We start from the raw sequence: 20,182 nt of genomic DNA, 5'->3' as shown, positions 1-20,182 counted from the left end.
GGACGGGTCTGATGGGCACCTTCCTCCTTCGCCGCCTTCTCCAGAGCCTGATCGTGATCGTGGGCGTCACCGCGATCACCTTCGTGGCGCTCCAGATCGGCGGCGACCCGACCTATCTCTACGTCTCGGAGCGGGCGAGCGAGGCGGAGATCCAGCAGACCCGCGCCGCGCTCGGCTTCGACCGCCCGCTGCCCGAGCAGTACCTGTCCTTCGTCGGGCGCCTTGTGCAGGGCGACTTCGGCACCTCGCTCGCCTTCAAGCGCCCGGCGATCGAGCCGGTGCTGGAAGCGCTGCCCGCCACGATCGAGCTGACGCTCTTCGCGATGCTCTTCGCGATCGGGCTCGCCATCCCGCTCGGCGTCTTCGCCGCGCTCAATCGCGGCACCTCGGTGGACGGCTCGATCATGACGCTCGGCATGCTCGGCCAGTCCATTCCCTCCTTCTGGCTCGGCATCATGATGATCATGATCCTCGGCCTCCAGCTGCGCTGGTTCCCGATCTCGGGCCACGTGCCCTTCCTGATGCCGCTTCTGGAGGGACATGTCGTCGAGGCCTTCCGGCAGCTGCCGCAGGCGCTCTACTACCTCGTCATGCCGGGCGTGGCGGTGGGCTTCTACTCGCTGTCGCGCAACGCTCGGCTCGTTCGCTCCTCCATGCTGGAGGTGCTCGGCCAGGATTTCGTGCGTACCGCCCGCTCCAAGGGCCTCTCGGAATGGCGCGTCGTGGTGCATCACGCCTTGCGCAACGCCTGGCTGCCGGTGGTCACCATGGTGGGCCTCGAGTTCGGCTTTCTTCTCGGCGGCGTGGTCGTCGTGGAGATGGTCTTCTCCTGGCCCGGCATCGGGCGGCTCATCTTCAACGCCATCAACCAGCGCGACATTCCCGTGGTCCAGGCGGCCGTGATCGTGCTGGCCCTGGTGTTCATCACGCTGAACCTCGTGGTGGACCTCGTCTACGCCCGCATCGACCCGCGCGTGAAACTGTGAAGGGGTTCGCACCATGACCGTCGAGGCCCTTCCTCCGGCGACCATCGAGGCGCAGGCGCCCGCCCCCTCGCTCCTGCCCCCGCCGACGCGCCGGCAGGCGCTGCGGCGTGCCGTGCGCTCCATGGTCGGCGCCCGCTGGCCGCTGGTCGCCGTCGCGATCCTCGCCGTGGTGGTCTTCGCCGCCGTGTTCGGGCCGCAGGTCTCGCCCTTCGACCCGAACCGCCAGAACATCATGCTGCGCCTGGCCGACCCGATGACCGAGGCCCGGCGCGGCGGCACCTATCTCCTGGGCACCGACGGGCTCGGCCGGGATGTGCTTTCGCGGCTTCTCTACGGCGCGCGCATCTCGCTGCTGGTCGGCATCTGCGCGATCCTGGTGGGCGGCACGATCGGCACCGTCGCGGGGCTGCTGGCGGGCTATTTCGGCGGCTGGGTCGACGACGTCGTGATGCGGCTCGGCGATATCCAGCTTGCCTTTCCGTTCATCCTTCTCGCCATCATGTTCCTCGTGGTGCTGGGCCCCGGCGTCGTCAACATCATCATCGTGCTCGGCATCGGGCAGTGGGTGACCTATGCCCGCATCGTGCGGGCGCAGACGCTGTCCTTGCGCGAGAAGGAATATGTCGAGGCGGCGCGCGCGCTCGGCGACCGCACGGTCTCGGTGATCTTCCGCACGATCCTGCCCAACATCGTCGCCCCGCTCACGGTGATCGCCTCGTTCAACGTGGCAAGCGTCATCCTGTCGGAGGCCTGGCTGTCGTTTCTCGGCCTCGGCGTGCCGCCGTCGGTTCCCACCTGGGGCTCGATGCTGGCGGAAAGCCGCGACCAGCTTCTCGCCAACAAGTGGTGGCTCGCCTTCTATCCCGGCATGGCGATCGTCCTGACCGTGCTGTCCTTCAACATCCTCGGCGACTGGTTGCGGGACTTCCTCGACCCCCGCCTCAAGACCACCGGCTGACGGGAGACCCCATGCGCATCGGCATCATCGGCGCGAGCTTCGCACGCGCCGCCTATCTTCCCGCGCTCCGGCACGTCGAGGACGCCGAGATCGTCGCGATCGCGTCGGGCCGGCTGGAAAGCGCCACGGAAGCCGCCCGGGCCTTCGCGATCCCCCGCGCGACCGACGACTGGTGCGCCATGCTGGCCGAGGAGCGGCTCGACCTCGCGCTCATTGCCACGCCCGCCGACCTCCATGCGCCGATGACGCTGGAAGCGCTGGCGCGCGGCGCCCACGTCCTGTGCGAGAAGCCGACCGCACTGGACGCCGGCGAGGCCGAAGCCATGCTGGCGGCGCAGCGGGCGGCCGGGCGGCTCGGCATGATCGACCACGAGCTGCGCTTCAACCCCAACCGGCGCCACCTCGCCCGCCTCATCCGGGAGGGCGAGCTCGGCGAGATCCGTCACGTCAATATCAGCAACATCGGCTCGTCCTGGGCCGATCCCGCCAGCCGGCCGAAGAACGACTGGTGGTCGCTGAAGAGCCATGGCGGCGGCCGGCTCGGTGCCAACGGCTCCCATCAGGTCGACCTCCTGCGCTGGTGGCTCGGCCCCGTGCGCTCCGTGGTGGGCCAGGCGCTGACCGTCGTTCCCGATCGGGTCGACAAGCGGACGGGCGAGCCGTGGCGGGCCGATGCCGACGACCTCGCCCATCTCACGCTGGAAATGGCGAACGGCGCGCTCGCGCAGGTCTTCATGAGCGGCGTCGCGGCGTCCAACATGGGCAACCGGACCGAGGTCTTCGGCTCGCGCGGAACGGCGACGCTCGACAACGAGACCGAGCGCCTTCTGGTCTCGCGCGGCGGCGGGCCGTTCCAGGACGAGACGCAGGACGACCCCGACGCGGCGCTTCCCGGTCTCAACAAGGGTATCTGGAACGTGTCGGTGGTGGCGGCGCTGCGCGAGCTGACATCGGCGATCCGCGACGGCCGCCCGATGCGCGAGGGCGCGACGTTTGCGGACGGCGTGGCGAACCAGCGCGTTCTCGATGCCGTCCAGCGCTCCACCCGTGAGCGGCGATGGATCGACTTGGCCGAGGAGCCGCGATGAGCGCGACCCGACACGAGCCGCAGACGGTTCTCCTGACGGGCGCCGCACAAGGGCTGGGCGCCGCGATCGCGCGCGATCTGGCCGAAGCCGGTGCACGGCTCCTTCTGATCGACCGCGACGCGACGGGTCTCGAGACGGTCGCGCGCGACTGCGGACCCGAGACGCGCTTCGCGGTGGCCGACCTCTCGGACGCCGAGAGCACGCTGTGCGCCCTGCGCGCGTTCGGGGACGCGGTCGGCGAGATCGACACGCTGATCCACAACGCCGCGATCCTCAACCCGATCGCCTTCGAGCGTGAAACGCTGGAGGGCTTTCGGCGCACGCTCGATGTCGGCCTCCAGGCCGCCTTTCTCCTGACACAGGCCGTGTGGCCCGGCATGGCGCGGCGTGGCGGGGGCATGCTGGTCTACGTCTCGTCGCGCTCCGGCATCATGGGCTTCGGCGACGAGGCCGCCTATTGCGCCGCCAAGCACGGGTTGGAAGGCTTCTCGAAGTCGATGGCCGAGGCCGGCGCGCCGCACGGCATCGCCTCGGTCACGATCACGCCCGGAATGCCGATGCATACCCCCATGTCGGAGCGCAACTACGCGCCCGAGATGAAAGAGCGCTGGGTCGAGCCGGCGCGCCTCGTGCCGGCCTTCCGCCATCTCTCGGTTGAACGCCCGCAGGGGCTCAGCGGGCAGAGGCTCGACGCCTGGGCCATGTCGCAGGAGCTGGCGGGTGCGCCCTAGGCGCCGATCTCGGCCAGACGCCGTTCCTGCGCGGCAAGAAGGCGCTCGACGTCGGCGACGTCGGCCGTCGAGAGCGCCGGTCCAGGCGCGCGCAGCTTGGCCGAGCCGAGCACGCCGCGCTTGGCGAGCACGTACTTGCGCACGGCAAGGCCCAGCCCCTGCTGCTGCTCGTAGCGCGCGAGCGGCAGATAGGCCGCAAACAAGCGGTGCGCCGCCTCGCGCTCGCCAGCCTCGAACAGACGGCAGACGCCGACCATCATCTCCGGGAAGCAGAAGCCGGTCATCGCGCCGTCCGCGCCGCGCTCCATCTCCTCGGGCAGGAACAGGCCGCCATTGCCGCACAGGATCGAGATGCGGCGCATGCGGCCTGCATCGGAGGCGGCGCGCAGGGCGCCGATCTTGGCCAGACCCGGCCAGTCCTCGTGCTTCAGCATCACACAAGTCGGCACGTCGCGCACGATGCGCTCGATGACGCCGGGCGCGATCTGGACGTTGGTGGTGAGCGGATAGTCCTGCAGCACGAAGGGCGTGTCGCCCAGCGCCTCGCCCACCGAGCGGTAGAAGCCGTGGATCTGGTCGTCGGTGCGCAGCGTCCAGGGTGGCAGCACCATGACGCCGGCCGCGCCCGCCCCCATCACCGCGTCGGCCAGCTCGCGCATGGGGGCGAGACCCGGCGCCGACACGCCCACCACGACAGGCAGGCGACCCTGGAGGCGCTCGAGCACCCGCTCCACCACCTGGCGCGACTCGGCGGCGGTGAGCTTGGGCGCTTCGCCGAGCTGGCCGAGCACGGTCAGGCCGTCGACGCCGGCCTCCTCGTAGAAGTCCACCATCCGGTCGATCGAGGCGATGTCCACCTCGCCGGTATCGGTGAACGGCGTCACCGCGATCACGTAGACGCCCTTGGCCCGCTCGTTCAGTCCGACAGTCATTCGCCCCTCCAGTTTTATAATTGTATACAAATTACGAAGGGAGGCTCCGGTTGTCCAGCACGGATCGTCGGCGGACCGACGCCTACCAGATCCCGCCCGCATCCGGAACGGAACCGATGGCTAGGCGCGCGGGCGGGTCGGTGGATACCCGATCGAAGGCGCAGTCGAACAGCGTGTCGCTGCCGAGCGGCATGACGCGACACTGCGGACGCAGGGCCTCGGACAGGCGCGAGATGGGATCGAGCAGCAGACCGGGCGCGCCCGAGCCGATGACGATCGGCGCCACCGTGACGTGGAGCCGGTCCACCAAGCCCGCCTGAAGGAAGTGGCGGATCGTGGCCGCCCCGCCCTCGACGAGGATCGTGCGCAGCGACCGCCGGGCAAGGGCCGCCAGAAGCGCGCGCGGGCAGAGCCGGCCGTCGCCGTCGCGCGGCAGGCAGAGACTCGTTGGCTCGTCCACCGGCGTGCCCCCCTCGGCGCGCACGAGAATGGCGCCGCCCTCCCCGGACAAGCACTTGGCGCCGGGGGGAACACGTCCGCTCGGGTCGATCACGACGCGCACCGGCGAGGGTCCCTCGACCTCGCGCACGGTCAGGCGCGGATCGTCCGCCACCACGCATCCCGCGCCGACGATCACGGCGTCCGCCAGGGCGCGCAGGCGATGAAGATGGGCGAAGCCGTCCGCGCCGGAGATGGGAATGGCGTCGCCGTCCACCGTGGCCACCCGTCCGTCGAGGCTCTGGCCGACCTGCGCGACCACAAAGGAACGCCCATCCCGGCGCGCGATCGGCTCATAGAGCGTCCAGGCCGGATCCTGCCCGTGGTCGCGTTGCGGCGTCTCGCCTCGTCGAAGCGCAAGCAGGCCCCGCCATACGGCCTCGTCGACCCGGAATGAACTCGCGGTCACGAGGCGCCGTCCGCGCGCTGGCTCATCGCGCGCACGAAGCGTTCGCGAAACTCGCTCATCGGGAAGCTCGGTCCCCCGGCTTCGGGAACCATGCCGGCGCTCAGGCCCCAGCCGTCGACCCGGCGCAGCACAGCCGGGTCGGCGGACAGGATATGAAAGGGCACGTCGCGCGAGGCCCCGGGGCCCGTGACGATCTCGGCCGGCTGGTGGTCGCCGAGGACCACGGCGACGGCACCGCGACCGAAGCGCGCCATGAACGAGCCGACGGCCTCCAGCGCGTAGTCGATCGTCAGCGCGTAGTTACGACGAACCTTGGCGGGATCGCGCCACAACACATCGGGCGTCTCGCCGGAGCGGGCTTGAGCATCGAAGATGCGCCCGTCTCCGACCGCTTCCCAGGGCACCATGCGGGGGACCGGCGTCCAGGGCGCGTGGCTGGAGATCAGCGCCGCCTCGATCATCACGGGCTCGCGGGAGGCCGCCATCACGTCGCCGATCCGCCGGAGGGTGAATTGGTCGGGCATGGTCACCCAGTTGAACGGCGGTCCGCGATAGTCGAGCTCACGCGCGGCCAGAACCTCGTCGTAGCCGAACCACCGAGCCTCCGGCCACGGCATGGTGATCGCCGGCATCGCGGCGACGGTGCGCCACCCGGCAGACCGGAACAACTGGTTGAGGCTGTCGCGCCGGCTGCCGATCAAGCCGGCATAGCGGGCCTGATTGTCGACCCAAAGGCCCGACAGGAGGGTGCCGTGCGCGAGCCAGCTTTGCCCGCCTGACACGGGCGAGCTCATCCAGCCGCTGCGGGCGCCGATCCCGGCCTCTGTCAGCTCCGCCTCGACCGTCTGGAGCCGGCGCAGCGTAGGCCCGGCATAGTCCGGCGCCTCGACGACGCTGCGGCCGTAGGATTCCACGAACAGGACGAGGACGTCGTGCCCGGAAAGGGCCGAGAGCAGGCCAGCGGGTGGCCTGTCCTGAAGCGGATCGTCGCCCAGTTCATCCGCGAAGGCGGCCTGCGCGGCGAGCGAGCGGCGCACGTCGCTCGTCTTGGCGGCGAGATACGGCTCGAGAGCGGCCGAGAACGGCCATCGGGTCGCTCCCGCGGGCGCGGCGAGAAGCAGTGCCGAGGCCGCGACCCCCAGGCCGATTCCCCCGAAGCCGAGGCTCGCCCGGGTCCGCCGGCCCAGCCGGCGAAGGCCGGTCAGGCCCCAGGCGGCGAAAGCCAGCGCCAGGAGGAAGGCGAGAAGCGCCCCGCCGACCGCGAGCGCGGCCGCCGTCGGTCCGAGCGTGCCGGACAGGAGCTGCCAGCCGGCGGCCACGATCAGGCCGTCGGTGACCGGATCGAAGGGCCGCGAGAAGGCAAGAAGCGTTCCCCAATCCGCCAGCTTCAGGACCGCCACCGCAGCCGCCAGCGCGAGAAGCAGCGCCGCGAACAGCGCAAAGGCGCGACCGCGCAGGAGCGCCAGAAGACCGGCCGCCCAGAACCACTCTACCGGGACGCGTCCCCACTCCACTATGCCGGGACGCTCCGGCAAGGCCAGGGCCGCCAGAAGGATCGCCAGACCGATCAGGGCGCGGACAAGGGCTCCGGCGCTCGTGCGATGTTCCACGCCGGACGCGAACGGCATCGCGGTCTCGGCCCTCGCCTCGCGTTTCACCGCTCCGGCTCCTCCAGGCGGGCGTAGACGTCGCCCGACCGCGTGTTGCGCCCGGCCTCCTGCGCGAGCGCCGCACGAAACGCGGCCGCGGGCAGCCATTCGGCACGGCGATAGCGAAAGCTCTCGCCGACCACGAGATTGAACCGGTAGGTCCCGAGCGCGGCGAGGCGGTCGAGGCAGCGCTCGGCGATGTCGAGGGTTGCGGGCGTATACTCGAAGGCGAGCAAGCGGAGCGGGCGCGACAGGCCGGCCAGCACCTCGGCCTCATGACCCTCCACGTCGATCTTGCAGAAGGCCGGCTCGCCGTATTGCGCGATCAGCCGGTCAAGCGTCGTGACCTCCACCTCGACGCGCTCGGCCCATTCGACACCTCGAAACCCCCGGTCCTCGCCGACGCGCCGGCGCCAGTCGGCCGATAAGGTTGAGACGGTCGGATGGCGCGGCGCGATGGCGAGTTCCGCGCGTCCGGCCTCGGCCCCCACCGCGCGGCGGTCGAGCCGGATCGGACCGTTCGCGACGCGACGCTCCAGAAAGTCGGCCAAGCGCGGTTGCGGCTCAAAGGCGACGACGCGGGCACCGGCCCGCGCGAGGGCTTCGGAGCGGTTGCCCACATGGGCCCCGATGTCGAAGGCGAGGTCGCCCGGTCGCACGAGCGTGCGGCAGAAGCGCTCCAACGCGCGCCGTCTCCAGAACTGGCCGCGATAGATCAGGATCGAGCGCCAAAGGCCCAGCGTGGCCGGCCGGATGCCGAGGCGATGCAGGACGGTCGCGGTCATGCGGGCCGGCGCAGGAGCGCTGCGACGTCCACCGCAAAGGACCACGCGAGCATCGCCAGCGCGACGGCGGCCAGCGCGTTCGAGATGTCGGGGGATACGGCCGGCAGGAGCACGAGGCACAGAAGCGCGATCTGGAGAACGCAGACCGTCTTGCGCCGCAGCGACGGACCGAGCGGGCGTCGCAGCCGCGCGTCGGCGGCCGCCCACAGGCAGAAGCCGTAGCGCATCAGCCCGATCAGCATCACGAAGGCCCCGGCCTTCTCGCTCGCATAAGCCAGCGCGCAGAGAACGAGAATGAGATAGGCGTCGGTTTCCATGTCGAACCGCTCGCCGAACGACGACGCGAGGCCGGTGCGCCGGGCCAGCCAGCCATCCAGCCCGTCCAGCGACAGCGCGATCACCGTCGCGGCCGCCAGTCCCCAAAGAAGCGGCTCGCCGCCCGAGCCGTCCAGATGCTCGGACTCCCAGACGAAGGCGCCGATCAGTGCCGCCATGCCACCGCGCAGAACCGTGACCACGTTGGCCGGGCCGAAGCGGGAATGGGGATGGGCATCCAGGAAGCGCAGAACCAGAAACCCGATCGGCAGGAACAGGAACAGCGCCGCCGGCAGGAGCGGCCAGCCTGTCGCGAGGTTCGTCGCCAGCGCGGCGCTCGACAGCAAGACCAGCGCGGCGGTAGCCGACAGGGTTGCGAGCGCTCCCGCGAGCGGCGAGGCGCCGAGCCGCAGGGATGGAAGGGCAAGCGCGCCGCGTCGCACCGGCGCCTGATAAGGATCGGCGACCATGTCCCTTACCCGTGGTTGGCGGCGATGGCCGGCCAGTCGAGGAGGTGGCCGCCGCGCCGGGTCTTGGTCACGAGATAGTTCCGGTTCTCCGCCGTGATGGCACCCAGAACCGCCGTCCGGGCGCGCACCTCGATGCCGGCCGCTTCCAGGGCGGCGATCTTGGCGGGATTGTTGGTCAGCAACTCCACCGCGCCGATGCCGAGCGCGCGCAGCATGGACACCGCCGCGCCGTAGCGCCGTCCGTCCGCTTCGAAGCCGAGTTCGGCATCGGCGTCGATCGTGTCGAAACCGGCGTGCTGCAGCCCATAGGCCCGCATCTTCGCGGCCAGACCCGTCCCGCGCCCTTCCTGATCGAGATACAACAGGACGCCGCCGCCCCGCTGCGCGATGAGCTGTAGCCCCTCGCGCAACTGGTCGCCGCAGTCGCACTTCAGCGAGGCAAAGAGATCGCCGGTGATGCAGGAGGAATGGATGCGCACCGGAACGGGCCGTGAGACGTCGGGCTCGCCCACCACAATGGCGAGCTGGTCGCGCTGGGCAAGGCCGCCCCGAAAGATCACGAAGCGCGTTTCCGCGGTCACGTCGCGCAGCGGAACACGCGTGCGCGCGATCTCGCTGAAGCGGGCCTCATGTGCCATCGCCTCGCGCAACTCGTCCGCGCCGAGCGAAAGGCAGCCGGCGAAGGCCGGGTCGCCCGGCAGCGCCTGCCGGCACAGGAACGCGGGTAAGAGCAAGGCCAGGCTCGCGAGGTCGGCGAGGCACGACCATTCCGGCGCCGGCCGCCATTCGACGTCGCTCGCCGCCTTCGTGCCGTAGGCGAGGCGAGAAACGGTCTCGAAGTCCGCTGCGCCGATCGCGAGCGCCACGGGCCCCAGCGTCGACAGGCCGAGCGAGCGGGCGCGATACGCGGTCAGGTACAGGCTCACACGATCGGGGCCGGAGCCGCGAAAGCGGCGAAGGTCGTCCGGCGCAACGCAGTCCAGCGCCAGAACGGCAACGGTTCCGGTTTCGAATCGCAGGAGAACTGGCCGGCCGTATCGCAGCTCGGCGACCGCGCGCTCGCTGTTGATCTTCGCCGTCTCGCTGCGACGGTCGGCCCGGTCGAACAGGATGTCCGAACTGCCCTTCGCCATGAATCGTTACTCCTGCGACCCGAAACCCGCCGGGCCAAACCGATGGTTCGCTCAGCCAAGTTGTGACAGCTAGACGACGCAGACGGCTTATCCAGATAGCCAACTAAACGACTTCGCGAGCAGGAGACGCTCGGTCGCAGGACCGGGTCGAAAAAAGGAGCATGGGGATCACCGCCGCGCATAGCAGACACCAGGCGCCGCTGGTCGACGCCTCGGACCGGGCGACGGCGCTCTGGATCGTCGCGGCCGGACGCGCCGAGTTCCGCACCAGTGCACTCACGCCGCCCGATGCGGCGAACTGCCGGATCCGCAGCCTGTTCGGCGCGATCAGCCGGGGCACGGAACGGCTCGTCTTCGGTGGCCTCGTGCCGCCCTCGGAGCACGAGCGCATGCGTGCTCCGATGCAGGACGGAGACTTCCGGTTTCCGGTGAAATACGGCTACAGCCTCGTCGGTCGGGTGGAGACCGGCCCGGAGGCGCTGCAGGGCCGCGTGGCCTTCGTCCTGCATCCGCACCAGGATCACATCTTCGTGCCAGCCGATGCGGTGTACCTCGTGCCGGACGACGTGCCGCCCGAGCGGGCCGTGCTCGCCCCCTTCATGGAAACCGCGCTGAACACGGTATGGGACGCCCGGGTCGAGTCCGGCGACCGCGTGGCCGTGGTCGGTGCCGGGCTTGTCGGCTGCCTCGTCGCCTATCTGATGTCCCGTATTCCCGGCACTGAGGTCGCCCTCGTCGACCCGGACACGGCGCGCCGAACGCGTCTTGCCGGCTGGCCCTGCCCGGTCGAGGCGCCGGACGACTCTCCCACCGATCGCGACGTCGTGGTGCACGCGTCCGGTCACCCGTCCGGCGTCGCGGTGGCTCTGGGTTGCGCCGGCTTCGAAGCGCGGGTCGTGGAGGCGAGCTGGTTCGGCACCACGCCGGTGGAGATGTCGCTCGGCGGCGCCTTCCACGCGCGGCGCCTCAGCCTCGTCTCGTCGCAGGTCGGCCATGTCCCGGCGCACCGGCGAGCCCGATGGTCGACGCGCCGTCGCCTCGAAACGGCGCTCGCGCTTCTCGCCGATCCCGCGCTCGATCGGTTGTTCTCGGGTGAAACGATCTTCGGGCAACTCGACCGCGACTACGCCCGGATCCTCGCCGATCCGGGCACCCTGTGCCATCGCATCCGCTATCGCGCCTGACGAACGGGCCGTCGCACCCCTCCCCTCCCAGACACAAGGCCCAGAATGTACGCCGTCGAAGTTCGTGACCACATGATGATCGCCCACAGTCTGGCCCGGCCCGTCTTCGGACCAGCGCAAGGCATGCACGGGGCGACGTTCGTGGTGGATGCCGCCTTCTTCACCGCCGACGTCGACGAGGACGGCCTCGGCGTCGACATCGGCCTCGCGACGACGGTGCTGCGCGAGGTCATCGCGCCGCTGAACTACCAGAACCTCGACGAGCTTCCCGTCTTTCGGGGCCGCGTCACCACCACGGAAGTTCTGGCGCGCCATGTCTTCGACGCGCTGGCCGAGCGGATCGCGAAGGGCGACTTCGGCCCGGGCGGGCGGCGCATCGAGCGCGTGCGCGTGACCCTGCATGAGAGCCATGTTGCCCGTGCCTGGTACGAGGCTGCGCTTTGAGCCAGGGCGCGGGGCGGCGTCTCGTCTTCGCGATACCGGGCGATCTCTCGGCACCCAGCGGCGGCTACGGCTACGATCGCCGCATGATCGAGGCCCTGCGCGCGATGGGTTGGCAGGTCGATGTTCTCGGCCTTCCCGCATCGTTCCCGTTTCCGAGCGAGCAGGACCTCAGCCACAGCGCGGATCTCTTTGCCGCCTTGCCCGACGAAGCGCTTGTTCTTGCCGACGGGCTCGCCTTCGGTGCCCTCCCGGATCTCGCCGGCAAGGAGGCGCATCGCCTCCGGCTTGTCGCGCTCGTACATCATCCGCTCGCGCTCGAGGACGGGCTGCCGCCCGAGAGCGCCGGGCACCTTCGCTCGAGCGAGCGCGAGGCGCTTCGCCACGCGCGAGCCGTGGTCACCACCAGCACGACGACGGGCACGTGTCTGGTCGCCGAGTTCGGCGTTGCGGCGGACCGCATCCACGTCGCGCCGCCGGGCACGCGGGTCGCGGCAGACGGACCGTCGCGGACCGACGGCACGGCCGAGCCGCGGATCCTCTGCGTAGCGGCGCTGATCCCGCGCAAGGACCACGCCGTCTTGGTGGACGCGCTCGCCTCGCTGCGCGACCGGCCCTGGCGCTGCCGGATCGTTGGCAGCGATACGGCGGATCCGGACACCGCGCGCCGCGTGCGTGAGCGGATCGCGCAAGCTGGGCTCGCCGAGCGGATCGTCGTCGCGGGGGCGGTCGACGACATCGAGGCCGAGTACGAGAGCGCCGATGTCTTCGCGCTGCCGTCCCGCTTCGAGGGCTACGGGATGGCCTTTGCGGAAGCCATGGCCCACGGGCTTCCCGTGGTCGGCTGCGCGGGCGGCGCGGTGCCCGAGGTGGTGCCGGCCGAGGCCGGCTTCCTCGTGCCGCCGGGAGACAGGGAAGGCTTTGCGACGGTGCTGGCGCGGCTACTGGCGGATCCGTCCTTTCGCGCGCAGCGGTCGGCCGGCGCACGAGACGCCGCGCGAGCGCTGCCGACTTGGGCGGACTCCGCCGCCATTCTGTCGAGAACCCTGGAGTCGGTCCGATGAGCGGTTTCGACACGCGATGGCTGGACCTGCGCGAACCCGCCGACCACGCGGCCCGCGACCCGTTCCTGCTGGACGCGGCCGGCGCGTATCTCCTGGCGGGCGGCGAGGCACCGCTGGCGGTCGATCTCGGCTCGGGAACCGGCTCGACGCTGCGCGCCTTCGGCTCCCGCGCCAAAGCCACCCGCTGGCGCCTGGTGGACAACGATCCGCGCCTTCTGGAGGCGGCCGTCTCGCGTCTTCCCGATGGCGAAGCCGTGGAGCGCGTCGAGGCGGACCTGACGCATCTCGCCCCGGACGTGATCGACGGAGCCCGGCTGGTCACGGCCTCGGCGCTGTTCGACCTCGCCTCGCGCGGCTTCGTGAACGATCTTGCAGCGCGGCTCGGCGAGCGGCGGATCGCGCTGTACGCGGCGTTGAACTACGACGGTGGCATGCGCTGGGAGCCGCCGCATCCGGTGGATCGCGAGGTCGTTGCCGCCTTCAACCGGCACCAGACCGGCGACAAGGGTTTCGGTCCGGCTCTGGGGCCAGGTGCGATGGAGGCGCTGCGCGAGGCGTTCACCGAGCAGGGTTTCGACGTGCGCGTCGCCCCGAGCCCCTGGCGTCTTGCCGCCGAAGACGAGGCGCTTCACGCGCTGTTCGTCGACGGCGTGGTGTCGGCCGTCGCGCAAACCGACGAGGTCGCGTCATCGCGCCTCGACGACTGGGCGGCCCGGCGCCGCGAAACGCCGCCGCTCTGCAAGGTCGGCCACTGGGACGTCCTGGCGTTGCCGCGCTGAGTATCAGGCCGTCGCCTCGGCCCGCCGGCTGCGCCGAAAGCCCCAGCGCAGCACGACCAGCAAGCCCGGCGCGGCCCCGACAAGCGAGGCGAGACCGTAGACGAGACTGGCCGCGACCGCCTGATCGGCCCCCAGGCCTGCCACCGGCAGGATCGCGGCGGCAGCCCCCTCGCGCACGCCCCAGCCGCCCACCGACACCGGCAGGAGCATGGACAGAAGCACGAGCGGAACCAGAAGCACGACCGCCACGGGATCGAGCGGCGCGCCGACCGCCGCCCCCGCCAGCGCAAAGGCCGCGAGATAGCCGCCGACGACGACCAGCGAGCTGGCGATCTGCAGGATGGGCGCGCCGCGGCGGAGGAAGACCGCGGCCAGGGCCGGTCCAAGGGCACGCAGGCGCTCCGCGGCGCGTCCCCTTCGCGCCGAAAAGGCCAAACCGGCCAAGATCAAGAGAAGCAGGCCGCCCGGCGCGACGAGGCCCGGCCACCCTCCCGGCAGGCTGCGCCCGTAGACGAACGGTGCCAGGACAACGCCGCCGAGCGCCGCACCCAGGAGCACGACCTGCCCCGACAACCGCTCCAGCACCACCGCCTGAAGGGCGCGGCCCGTTCGGCTCTCGTCCTCGCCCTCACCTCCATGTCGCGAGCGCAGAACGCGCACCGCATCGCCCGCGACCCCGCCCGGCAGGATCTGGTTCAGGAGGCTGGCGAGATAATATTCCGCGACCGCCCGCCCGAGCGGAAGGTGCTGGCCAAGCCGCCGCGCGGTGAAGCGCCAGCGCAGGGCCGACACGACGACCTGGACCTGGACCGCGAGCACCGCCAGCGCGAAGGCGACGGGATTGAGGGTGGACAACAGGCGTGCGACGCCGCTCGCATCGACGAAGCGAACGGTCAGGACGAGCACGAGGAGGCCCGCGCCCGCTTGCGCGAGCGGCAGAAGCGGGTGCAGGCGCCGCAGCGCGCCGGTCGGGGTCGCAACTCGATTCACGTCGTCCTCGCCGAAGGCACCGGTCCCGTGCACTCGCCCATTCTTCGCAGGGCGTTATAGAGCGGCCGGTCTCGCCGTCGCCCGTCGCCCCACCAGTCGGCGACGAAGCCCGGGCGTCGCGTCCTATCGTCCCGCCTTGCGGCTCGGCCTTCTCGGGGGGCGGCAGCGCGACAACGGTACCCCATATGGTTCGGCATGACCCAGATCACCGTCTGGCACGATGGATCGTGCCCGCTGTGCCGCCGTGAGATCGCGTGGATCCGCCGCCTCGACCGGCGCGGCGCGATCCGCTTCGTCGACGCCGCCGCGGCGGAGCCCGCTGCATGCCCGATCGACAGGGCGGAACTCCTGGCCCGCTTCCATGCCGCGGAGGATGGCCGTCTTCTCAGCGGGGCTGCGGCCTTTGCCGCCATGTGGCGCGCCGTGCCCCTCCTGCGCCCGCTCGGCCTCCTGTTCCGCGCCCGCCTGCCGCTCGCGCTCCTCGAGCACCTGTATCGCGCGTTTCTGCGCTGTCGCCCGCGGCTGCAGCGGGCCGCGCGACGCTGGGAGCAACCATGAGACCGATACCCGACGATCCGAAACCGGGCCAGGAAAGCGTCTGGCACTATCCCAGGCCCGCGATCGCCGAGCGGACCGAGGCCCATGTCGTGATCGAGCATCGCGGGCTCACCATCGCCGACAGCCACCGCACCGTCCGCACGCTCGAGACCAGCCATCCGCCGAGCTACTACATCCCGGTCGCGGATATCGCCGAGGGTGTGCTGCGACGCGCGCCCGGACGATCCCTTTGCGAATGGAAGGGAGCGGCCGTTTATTGGGACGTCCTGGCGGGCGGAGACGTCCTCGCCGGTGTCGGCTGGAGCTACCCGGAGCCGACCGCCGCGTTCCGCATCCTGCGCGACCACGTCGCCTTCTATCCGCGCCCCTTCGATCGCTGTCTGGTGGATGGCGAGGTGGTCCGGCCGCAGCCCGGCGACTTCTACGGCGGATGGATCACGAGCCGCGTGGCCGGGCCCTTCAAGGGCGCCCCCGGCACCATGGGCTGGTAGGCCGGGACGATCGGCTATCTCGCGTCCGGTCGGGAACGAACAGGCCGCGCAAGAGATTGGCGTGCGATACGTCTTCCTTATCCGGCGGCCTTCGCGCCCCGGAGGCAACCAAGGCCTTCCCATGCTCAAGCCCCCGCTCCGCTACGATCCCGCCGTCGAGGTGACGGAGGGCGACGAGGATGAGACGGCCCAGGGGCTGATCGACGCCTTTCGCGGCATCGTGACGAAAACGCACGAGGATCTCGGGACCGCCCAGCGCGGCGTGCATGCCAAGAGCCACGCCCTTCTGGAAGGCGAGCTGCGGGTCCACGACGACCTCGCCGACGAACAGGCGCAGGGCATCTTCGAGCGCGGACGGCGCTATCCCGTCCTGGTCCGCATGTCCGCCATCCCCGGCGATCCGATCCGCGACAGCGTATCCCTGCCGCGCGGCTTCTCGATCAAGATCATCGGCGTCGACGGCGAGCGCCTGCCGGGATCGGAGGGCGAGACGACGCAGGATTTCCTGATGGCCACCGGCCCGGCCTTCCAGGCCGCGCGCCCCGAAGGATTCCTTGCCAACGTGCGGCTCCTGGCCAAGACCACCGACCGTGCCGAATGGGCCAAGGAGGCGCTGTCGAAGGTGCTCCAGCCGATCGAGCGGGCTTTGGAGGCCGTCCATCTGGAAAGCGCCACGTTGAAGGGCTTCGGCGGCTATCCCGCGACCAATCCGGTCGGCGACCGCTATTATACGCAGGCCCCGCTGCGCTTCGGCGACTACATCGCCAAGTTCGACATCGTGCCGGAGTCCGACACCTTTCGCGCGCTGACCGACCAGCCGATCGACGAGAGCCGGGGGGAGAACGCCATCCGCGAGAGCCTTCTCGACGTCTTCGCGCGCGAGGGGGGCGCCTGGACGCTGCGCGCGCAGCTCTGCCGCGACGCCGAGGCGAATCCGATCGAGGACGCCTCGATCCCGTGGCCAGAGGAGGACAACCCCTATATTCCGCTCGCCACGCTCTCGGTTCCCGCGCAGACGAGCTGGTCCGAAGCGCGAGCCGAGACGATCGACGGACGTACGGCGTTCCGCCCGTGGCACGGGGTCGAGGCACATCGGCCCCTGGGCGCGGTGATGCGGGCGCGACGGATCGTGTATCCCGCCGTCCAGGACCTTCGCAGCCGCCTGAACGGCTGCCCGCTGCACGAGCCGAGCCGCCTGCCCTCGCTCGACTGACCGTTACGCCAGGGGCCGCGCCGTTGCGGCCTCGGGCGGATGACCGAGCGCGTGCAGGACGCCGCGAAGCTCGGCGAGGCCCCGCATGCGACCCGTCGCAGGGTAGCCGGGCGTGACCTCCTTCGCGAGGTCGTCCAGCATGCGGTGTCCGTGGTCGGAGCGGAACACGATCGTCTCACCGCGACCGCGCCGGCGGTCTTCCGCCACGAGCTCGCGCAGCACCGCCACCATGTCGGTGTCGCCGTCGAGATGCGCCGACTCGTGGAACGTGCGCGGGTCCGCCTCGCGCCGCGTGTTGCGCAGGTGCGCGAAGTGGATGCGGCTCGAAAAGCGCCGCGCGATCGCCGGCAGGTCGTTCTCCGGCCGTACCCCGAGGCTGCCCGTGCACAGGCACATGCCGTTGGCCGCGGAGGGAACGGCGTCGAAGAGCGCGGCGTAATCCTCGGCGGTCGAGGCGACGCGCGGCAGGCCGAAGAGCGGCCGCGGCGGATCGTCGGGATGAAGCGTCAGCTTGACGCCGAGCGCCTCGGCGGCCGGCACGACCTCCTGAAGGAATTCCACGAGATGGCGACGCAGGCGAGCGGCGTCGACGCCCTGGTACTGGGCAAGCTTGTCGCGGAAGCCGGGAAGGGTCATGGGCTCGGTGGTCGAACCCGGCAGGGCGCTCGCGATGTTGCGCGTGAGGTCGGCGATCTCGCGCTCGTCCATCGCTTCGAAGCGGGTCCGCGCCCGCGCCCGCTCTCCGTCCGTGTAGTCGCGCTCGGCGCCCGGCCGCTCGAGGATGTGGAGTTCGAAGGCCGCGAAGGTCTCGATGTCGAAGCGCATCGCCGTCGCGCCGGTGTCGATCACGTGATCGAGTTCCGTGCGGCACCAGTCCACGACCGGCATGAAGTTGTAGCAGACCACGCCGATGCCGGCCTTCGCGACGCTCTCCAGGCTCGCGATCCAGGCCTCGATCTCCCGCTTCGCTTCCCCGCCCGTTCGCTTCACCGCATCGGGAATGGGGATGCTTTCCACCACGCTCCAGCGCAGCGGCAGGCGCCCGGGCGGTGTCGTCTCGATGAGGTCGCGCCGCGCCTCGACGTCCGCCTGCGTCCAGACCGCGCCGATCGGCACCTCGTGCAGCGCCGAGACGACGTCGGTCGCGCCGACCTGTCGCACCTCGTCCAGCGTCACCGGTGCCTGCGGTCCGAACCATCTCCAGCCTTGGCGCATGCGTCGTCGTCTCCTGTCCGGCGCGCGGCGCGCGGACCGTTTCAGCAAAAATACTGGGGGAAGCGTCCCTTCAGCTCGTCGACGTCGGGAATGACGGCGTCGAGGTGATGCATCATGGCGGCGCGTGCGCCCGGCCCGTCGCCTTGGGCGATGCGGGCACGGATCACCTCGTGCTCGCTGATCACGTGGTCCATGCGGCCAAGCACCGGCAGCGTCAGGCGGCGGGCACGGTCGATCTGAACCTTGGTCTGGGCCAGCAGAACCCAGATGCCGGGGTGCCCGCTGAGATCCGCGATCGCGGCGTGGAAGCCCTCGTCGGCCTCATGGAAGCCGTCGTTGTCGCCGGCGGCGGCCGCCGCCTTCTGGCGCGCGATCGCCGCGTCGATGCGGCTCATGCGGGCCGGCGCGCCGCGCTCGGCCGCCTTCTCGACCGTCACCCCCTCCAGCGCCTTTCGCACCAGAACCGCTTCGGGGATCGCGTTCACCGGCACGCGGGACACGAAGGTCCCGCTCTGGGGCCGCACGTCCACCAGTCCGATCTCGGCCAGCCGGATCAAGGCCTCGCGGACCGGCGTGCGGCTGACGCCGAAGCGCTCCACGAGCGACCGGTCCGCGAGCGCGGTTCCGGGCGGCAGCTTGAGGGCGACGATCTCGTTGCGCAGCGCGTCGAAGATCTGCGTCGCCGACGTCACGCGCCGCAGGACGATCGGTGCGGCGGGCGCCGCATCGTCGTCGGATCGGGATGCGCTGCGCGACATGACGGGTCCGTTATCGATCCTGTTTGACATTCTAATATACCAGTTGCTACATCGTGCCAAGGTCGCAGCCCGATGGGAAGATGGGGCGCAGGTCTTCGGGGAACTTCGCATGGCGCTTCATCCAGACCGGCTCCTGCCCATCGAGCCCGAGGCGCGAGGCATCGCGCGCCGCCTCTTTGCCGAGGTCGAGACGTTGCCGATCGTCTCGCCGCACGGCCATACCGAGCCGGCCTGGTATGCCGAGAACCCCCGCTTCCCCGACCCGGCCGCGCTCTTCGTCGTGCCCGACCACTACATCTTCCGCATGCTCTACAGTCAGGGCGTGCCGCTGGAGGCGCTCGGCGTCCCGCGCGCCGACGGCGGAGCGGTGGAAACCGACGGCCGCGCCATCTGGCGGCTCTTCGCCCGGCACTACCCCTTGTTTCGCGGCACGCCCTCGCGCCTCTGGTTCGAGCATTCCATGCAGGCCGTGTTCGGGATCGAGGATCGCCTGTCGGACGCGAACGCCGACGCGCTCTACGACCGTATCGCCGAGGCGCTCGCGAGCGACGCGATGCGTCCGCGCGAACTCATGGAGCGGTTCCGCATCGAGGTGATCGCGACCACGGACGCAGCCTCCGACGACCTTCGCCATCACGATGCGATCCGCCAAAGCGGCTGGAACGGCCGCATCCTGCCGACCTATCGTCCCGATGCGGTGGTGGATCCCGACAGGCCCGGCTTTGCGCAGGCGCTGGCCGGTTTTACCGCCCTGGCCGGCGAGCCCGACACCTGGGAGGGCTATCTCGCCGCGCATCGCGCGCGCCGGGCCTATTTCCGCGAGCGCGGGGCGACCGCGACCGACCACGGCCATCCGAGCGCGCGCACCGCCGACCTCGCACCGGCCGAGGCGGCCCGCCTCTTCGACCGGGTCCGCGCGGGCGCGGCGGATGTGGGCGAGCGCGAACTGTTCCGCGCCCAGATGCTCACAGAGATGGCGCGCATGAGCCGCGACGACGGGCTCGTCATGCAGATCCATCCCGGCTCGCGGCGCAATCACAACCCGCTCGTCTTCGAGCGCTTCGGCTTCGACAAGGGCGCCGACATCCCGGGGCCGACAGACTACGTCGAGGCGCTGCGTCCGCTCCTCGCAGCGGTGGGCAACGACCCCGGCGTCACCGTGATCCTCTTCACGCTGGACGAGACGGCCTATGGTCGCGAGCTTGCCCCGCTCGCCGGTCACTACCCCGCCCTGCGGCTCGGGCCGCCCTGGTGGTTCTTCGACAGCCCCGAAGGCATGCGGCGCTTCCGCGAGGTGGCCACCGAGACGGCGGGCTTCCGCAACACGGTCGGCTTCAACGACGATACGCGCGCCTTCCTGTCGATCCCCGCGCGGCACGACATGGCGCGGCGCGTCGACTGCGCCTACCTCGCCCGCCTCGTCGCCGACGGGCGGCTCGACGAGGACGAGGCGCACGAGACCGCGCACGAGCTCGCCTACGGCCTCGCCAAGCAGGCCTACCGACTCTGACCTCAAGGGAGCCGGCCCCTTTGCC

Annotated in this window: 21 protein-coding genes; 12 read left to right on the top strand and 9 right to left on the bottom strand. The window is 70.7% G+C overall.

Going from position 1 to position 20,182, the window contains the following annotated elements; genetic code table 11:
* The first annotated feature begins 11 nt into the window (after positions 1 to 11).
* From BLQ76_RS07010 to BLQ76_RS06995, 4 genes are read left to right on the top strand one after another with little or no spacing between them, the layout of a single operon-like run.
* Positions 12 to 986 carry an ABC transporter permease gene (locus tag BLQ76_RS07010; protein WP_090670929.1) on the top strand — a complete coding sequence of 325 codons (975 nt, stop codon included), beginning with the start codon at positions 12 to 14 and terminating at the stop codon, positions 984 to 986.
* A gap of 13 nt (positions 987 to 999) precedes the next feature.
* A complete protein-coding gene (locus tag BLQ76_RS07005) occupies positions 1,000 to 1,944 on the top strand; it encodes an ABC transporter permease (RefSeq protein WP_244519503.1) in 945 nt (314 codons plus the stop codon).
* Between the two features lie 11 nt (positions 1,945 to 1,955).
* Positions 1,956 to 3,032: a Gfo/Idh/MocA family protein gene (locus BLQ76_RS07000; RefSeq protein ID WP_090670927.1), complete on the top strand. Its 1,077-nt coding sequence runs from the start codon at positions 1,956 to 1,958 to the stop codon at positions 3,030 to 3,032.
* Positions 3,029 to 3,763 carry an SDR family NAD(P)-dependent oxidoreductase gene (locus BLQ76_RS06995; RefSeq protein ID WP_090670923.1) on the top strand — a complete coding sequence of 245 codons (735 nt, stop codon included), beginning with the start codon at positions 3,029 to 3,031 and terminating at the stop codon, positions 3,761 to 3,763. Before BLQ76_RS07000 ends, BLQ76_RS06995 begins: the two co-directional genes overlap by 4 nt.
* Here BLQ76_RS06995 and BLQ76_RS06990 read toward each other — a convergent pair.
* The 6 genes from BLQ76_RS06990 to ribA form a co-directional block, all read right to left on the bottom strand.
* Positions 3,760 to 4,695 carry a dihydrodipicolinate synthase family protein gene (locus BLQ76_RS06990; RefSeq protein WP_090670919.1) on the bottom strand — a complete coding sequence of 312 codons (936 nt, stop codon included), beginning with the start codon at positions 4,693 to 4,695 and terminating at the stop codon, positions 3,760 to 3,762. The two genes, BLQ76_RS06995 and BLQ76_RS06990, sit on opposite strands and share 4 nt — an antisense overlap.
* An 82-nt stretch (positions 4,696 to 4,777) precedes the next feature.
* Complete coding sequence (locus tag BLQ76_RS06985; protein WP_244519502.1) at positions 4,778 to 5,602, bottom strand: RibD family protein; 825 nt, start codon at positions 5,600 to 5,602, stop codon at positions 4,778 to 4,780.
* Positions 5,599 to 7,260 (bottom strand): alkaline phosphatase family protein, encoded by a 1,662-nt coding sequence (locus BLQ76_RS06980; protein ID WP_090670916.1) that lies wholly within the window; start codon positions 7,258 to 7,260, stop codon positions 5,599 to 5,601. Before BLQ76_RS06980 ends, BLQ76_RS06985 begins: the two co-directional genes overlap by 4 nt.
* Positions 7,257 to 8,036, bottom strand: a complete 780-nt coding sequence (locus BLQ76_RS06975; protein ID WP_090670913.1) for an FkbM family methyltransferase — start codon at positions 8,034 to 8,036, stop codon at positions 7,257 to 7,259. The genes BLQ76_RS06980 and BLQ76_RS06975 overlap by 4 nt, the downstream gene beginning before the upstream one ends.
* Positions 8,033 to 8,821 carry a CDP-alcohol phosphatidyltransferase family protein gene (locus BLQ76_RS06970; protein WP_090670910.1) on the bottom strand — a complete coding sequence of 263 codons (789 nt, stop codon included), beginning with the start codon at positions 8,819 to 8,821 and terminating at the stop codon, positions 8,033 to 8,035. The genes BLQ76_RS06975 and BLQ76_RS06970 overlap by 4 nt, the downstream gene beginning before the upstream one ends.
* A 5-nt stretch (positions 8,822 to 8,826) precedes the next feature.
* Positions 8,827 to 9,954: a GTP cyclohydrolase II RibA gene (ribA, locus tag BLQ76_RS06965; protein WP_090670907.1), complete on the bottom strand. Its 1,128-nt coding sequence runs from the start codon at positions 9,952 to 9,954 to the stop codon at positions 8,827 to 8,829.
* Between the two features lie 161 nt (positions 9,955 to 10,115).
* Here ribA and BLQ76_RS06960 point away from each other — a divergent pair, with 161 nt between their 5' ends.
* The 4 genes from BLQ76_RS06960 to BLQ76_RS06945 are packed head-to-tail and all read left to right on the top strand — an operon-like array spanning position 10,116 to position 13,422.
* Complete coding sequence (locus tag BLQ76_RS06960; protein ID WP_090670904.1) at positions 10,116 to 11,138, top strand: zinc-dependent alcohol dehydrogenase; 1,023 nt, start codon at positions 10,116 to 10,118, stop codon at positions 11,136 to 11,138.
* A 45-nt stretch (positions 11,139 to 11,183) separates the two neighbouring features.
* On the top strand, positions 11,184 to 11,582 hold the full coding sequence (locus BLQ76_RS06955) for a 6-pyruvoyl trahydropterin synthase family protein (protein WP_090670901.1): 399 nt from the start codon (positions 11,184 to 11,186) through the stop codon (positions 11,580 to 11,582).
* Positions 11,579 to 12,643: a glycosyltransferase family 4 protein gene (locus BLQ76_RS06950; RefSeq protein WP_244519501.1), complete on the top strand. Its 1,065-nt coding sequence runs from the start codon at positions 11,579 to 11,581 to the stop codon at positions 12,641 to 12,643. The genes BLQ76_RS06955 and BLQ76_RS06950 overlap by 4 nt, the downstream gene beginning before the upstream one ends.
* A complete protein-coding gene (locus BLQ76_RS06945; protein WP_090670898.1) occupies positions 12,640 to 13,422 on the top strand; it encodes a class I SAM-dependent methyltransferase in 783 nt (260 codons plus the stop codon). The genes BLQ76_RS06950 and BLQ76_RS06945 overlap by 4 nt, the downstream gene beginning before the upstream one ends.
* A 3-nt stretch (positions 13,423 to 13,425) precedes the next feature.
* Here the strand turns inward: BLQ76_RS06945 and BLQ76_RS06940 are convergent, their stop codons facing one another.
* Positions 13,426 to 14,412, bottom strand: a complete 987-nt coding sequence (locus BLQ76_RS06940; protein ID WP_244519500.1) for a lysylphosphatidylglycerol synthase transmembrane domain-containing protein — start codon at positions 14,410 to 14,412, stop codon at positions 13,426 to 13,428.
* A gap of 195 nt (positions 14,413 to 14,607) precedes the next feature.
* On the opposite strand from BLQ76_RS06940, the gene BLQ76_RS06935 reads away from it, so the two are divergent.
* The 3 genes from BLQ76_RS06935 to BLQ76_RS06925 all read left to right on the top strand — a co-directional run bounded on the left by BLQ76_RS06935 (position 14,608) and on the right by BLQ76_RS06925 (position 16,674).
* Complete coding sequence (locus BLQ76_RS06935; protein WP_090670895.1) at positions 14,608 to 14,970, top strand: thiol-disulfide oxidoreductase DCC family protein; 363 nt, start codon at positions 14,608 to 14,610, stop codon at positions 14,968 to 14,970.
* Complete coding sequence (locus tag BLQ76_RS06930) at positions 14,967 to 15,461, top strand: DUF427 domain-containing protein (RefSeq protein WP_090670892.1); 495 nt, start codon at positions 14,967 to 14,969, stop codon at positions 15,459 to 15,461. Before BLQ76_RS06935 ends, BLQ76_RS06930 begins: the two co-directional genes overlap by 4 nt.
* A gap of 121 nt (positions 15,462 to 15,582) precedes the next feature.
* The gene (locus BLQ76_RS06925) at positions 15,583 to 16,674 is read left to right on the top strand and encodes a catalase family protein (protein WP_090670889.1); all 1,092 of its coding nucleotides are present in this window, start codon (positions 15,583 to 15,585) and stop codon (positions 16,672 to 16,674) included.
* 3 nt (positions 16,675 to 16,677) lie between these two features.
* Here the strand turns inward: BLQ76_RS06925 and uxuA are convergent, their stop codons facing one another.
* Entirely contained in the window at positions 16,678 to 17,889 is a 1,212-nt protein-coding gene (gene uxuA / locus BLQ76_RS06920; RefSeq protein ID WP_090670886.1) for a mannonate dehydratase, read from the bottom strand.
* A gap of 41 nt (positions 17,890 to 17,930) precedes the next feature.
* Positions 17,931 to 18,647 carry a GntR family transcriptional regulator gene (locus BLQ76_RS06915; protein WP_090670883.1) on the bottom strand — a complete coding sequence of 239 codons (717 nt, stop codon included), beginning with the start codon at positions 18,645 to 18,647 and terminating at the stop codon, positions 17,931 to 17,933.
* A gap of 109 nt (positions 18,648 to 18,756) precedes the next feature.
* On the opposite strand from BLQ76_RS06915, the gene uxaC reads away from it, so the two are divergent.
* Entirely contained in the window at positions 18,757 to 20,157 is a 1,401-nt protein-coding gene (gene uxaC / locus BLQ76_RS06910) for a glucuronate isomerase (protein ID WP_090670880.1), read from the top strand.
* The last annotated feature ends 25 nt before the right edge of the window (positions 20,158 to 20,182 follow it).

It is taken from the genome of Aureimonas jatrophae (assembly GCF_900104035.1).
Lineage (GTDB): Bacteria > Pseudomonadota > Alphaproteobacteria > Rhizobiales > Rhizobiaceae > Aureimonas > Aureimonas jatrophae.
This window is presented reverse-complemented; position numbering and strand designations above follow the sequence as displayed.

Coding starts and splice junctions, on each gene's coding strand:
- BLQ76_RS07010 (WP_090670929.1), top strand. CDS start 12: ATGGGCACCTTCCTCCTTCGCCGCCTTCTCCAGAGCCTGATCGTGATC.
- BLQ76_RS07005 (WP_244519503.1), top strand. CDS start 1,000: ATGACCGTCGAGGCCCTTCCTCCGGCGACCATCGAGGCGCAGGCGCCC.
- BLQ76_RS07000 (WP_090670927.1), top strand. CDS start 1,956: ATGCGCATCGGCATCATCGGCGCGAGCTTCGCACGCGCCGCCTATCTT.
- BLQ76_RS06995 (WP_090670923.1), top strand. CDS start 3,029: ATGAGCGCGACCCGACACGAGCCGCAGACGGTTCTCCTGACGGGCGCC.
- BLQ76_RS06990 (WP_090670919.1), bottom strand. CDS start 4,695: ATGACTGTCGGACTGAACGAGCGGGCCAAGGGCGTCTACGTGATCGCG.
- BLQ76_RS06975 (WP_090670913.1), bottom strand. CDS start 8,036: ATGACCGCGACCGTCCTGCATCGCCTCGGCATCCGGCCGGCCACGCTG.
- BLQ76_RS06970 (WP_090670910.1), bottom strand. CDS start 8,821: ATGGTCGCCGATCCTTATCAGGCGCCGGTGCGACGCGGCGCGCTTGCC.
- ribA (WP_090670907.1), bottom strand. CDS start 9,954: ATGGCGAAGGGCAGTTCGGACATCCTGTTCGACCGGGCCGACCGTCGC.
- BLQ76_RS06960 (WP_090670904.1), top strand. CDS start 10,116: ATGGGGATCACCGCCGCGCATAGCAGACACCAGGCGCCGCTGGTCGAC.
- BLQ76_RS06955 (WP_090670901.1), top strand. CDS start 11,184: ATGTACGCCGTCGAAGTTCGTGACCACATGATGATCGCCCACAGTCTG.
- BLQ76_RS06945 (WP_090670898.1), top strand. CDS start 12,640: ATGAGCGGTTTCGACACGCGATGGCTGGACCTGCGCGAACCCGCCGAC.
- BLQ76_RS06935 (WP_090670895.1), top strand. CDS start 14,608: ATGACCCAGATCACCGTCTGGCACGATGGATCGTGCCCGCTGTGCCGC.
- BLQ76_RS06930 (WP_090670892.1), top strand. CDS start 14,967: ATGAGACCGATACCCGACGATCCGAAACCGGGCCAGGAAAGCGTCTGG.
- BLQ76_RS06925 (WP_090670889.1), top strand. CDS start 15,583: ATGCTCAAGCCCCCGCTCCGCTACGATCCCGCCGTCGAGGTGACGGAG.
- uxuA (WP_090670886.1), bottom strand. CDS start 17,889: ATGCGCCAAGGCTGGAGATGGTTCGGACCGCAGGCACCGGTGACGCTG.
- BLQ76_RS06915 (WP_090670883.1), bottom strand. CDS start 18,647: ATGTCGCGCAGCGCATCCCGATCCGACGACGATGCGGCGCCCGCCGCA.
- uxaC (WP_090670880.1), top strand. CDS start 18,757: ATGGCGCTTCATCCAGACCGGCTCCTGCCCATCGAGCCCGAGGCGCGA.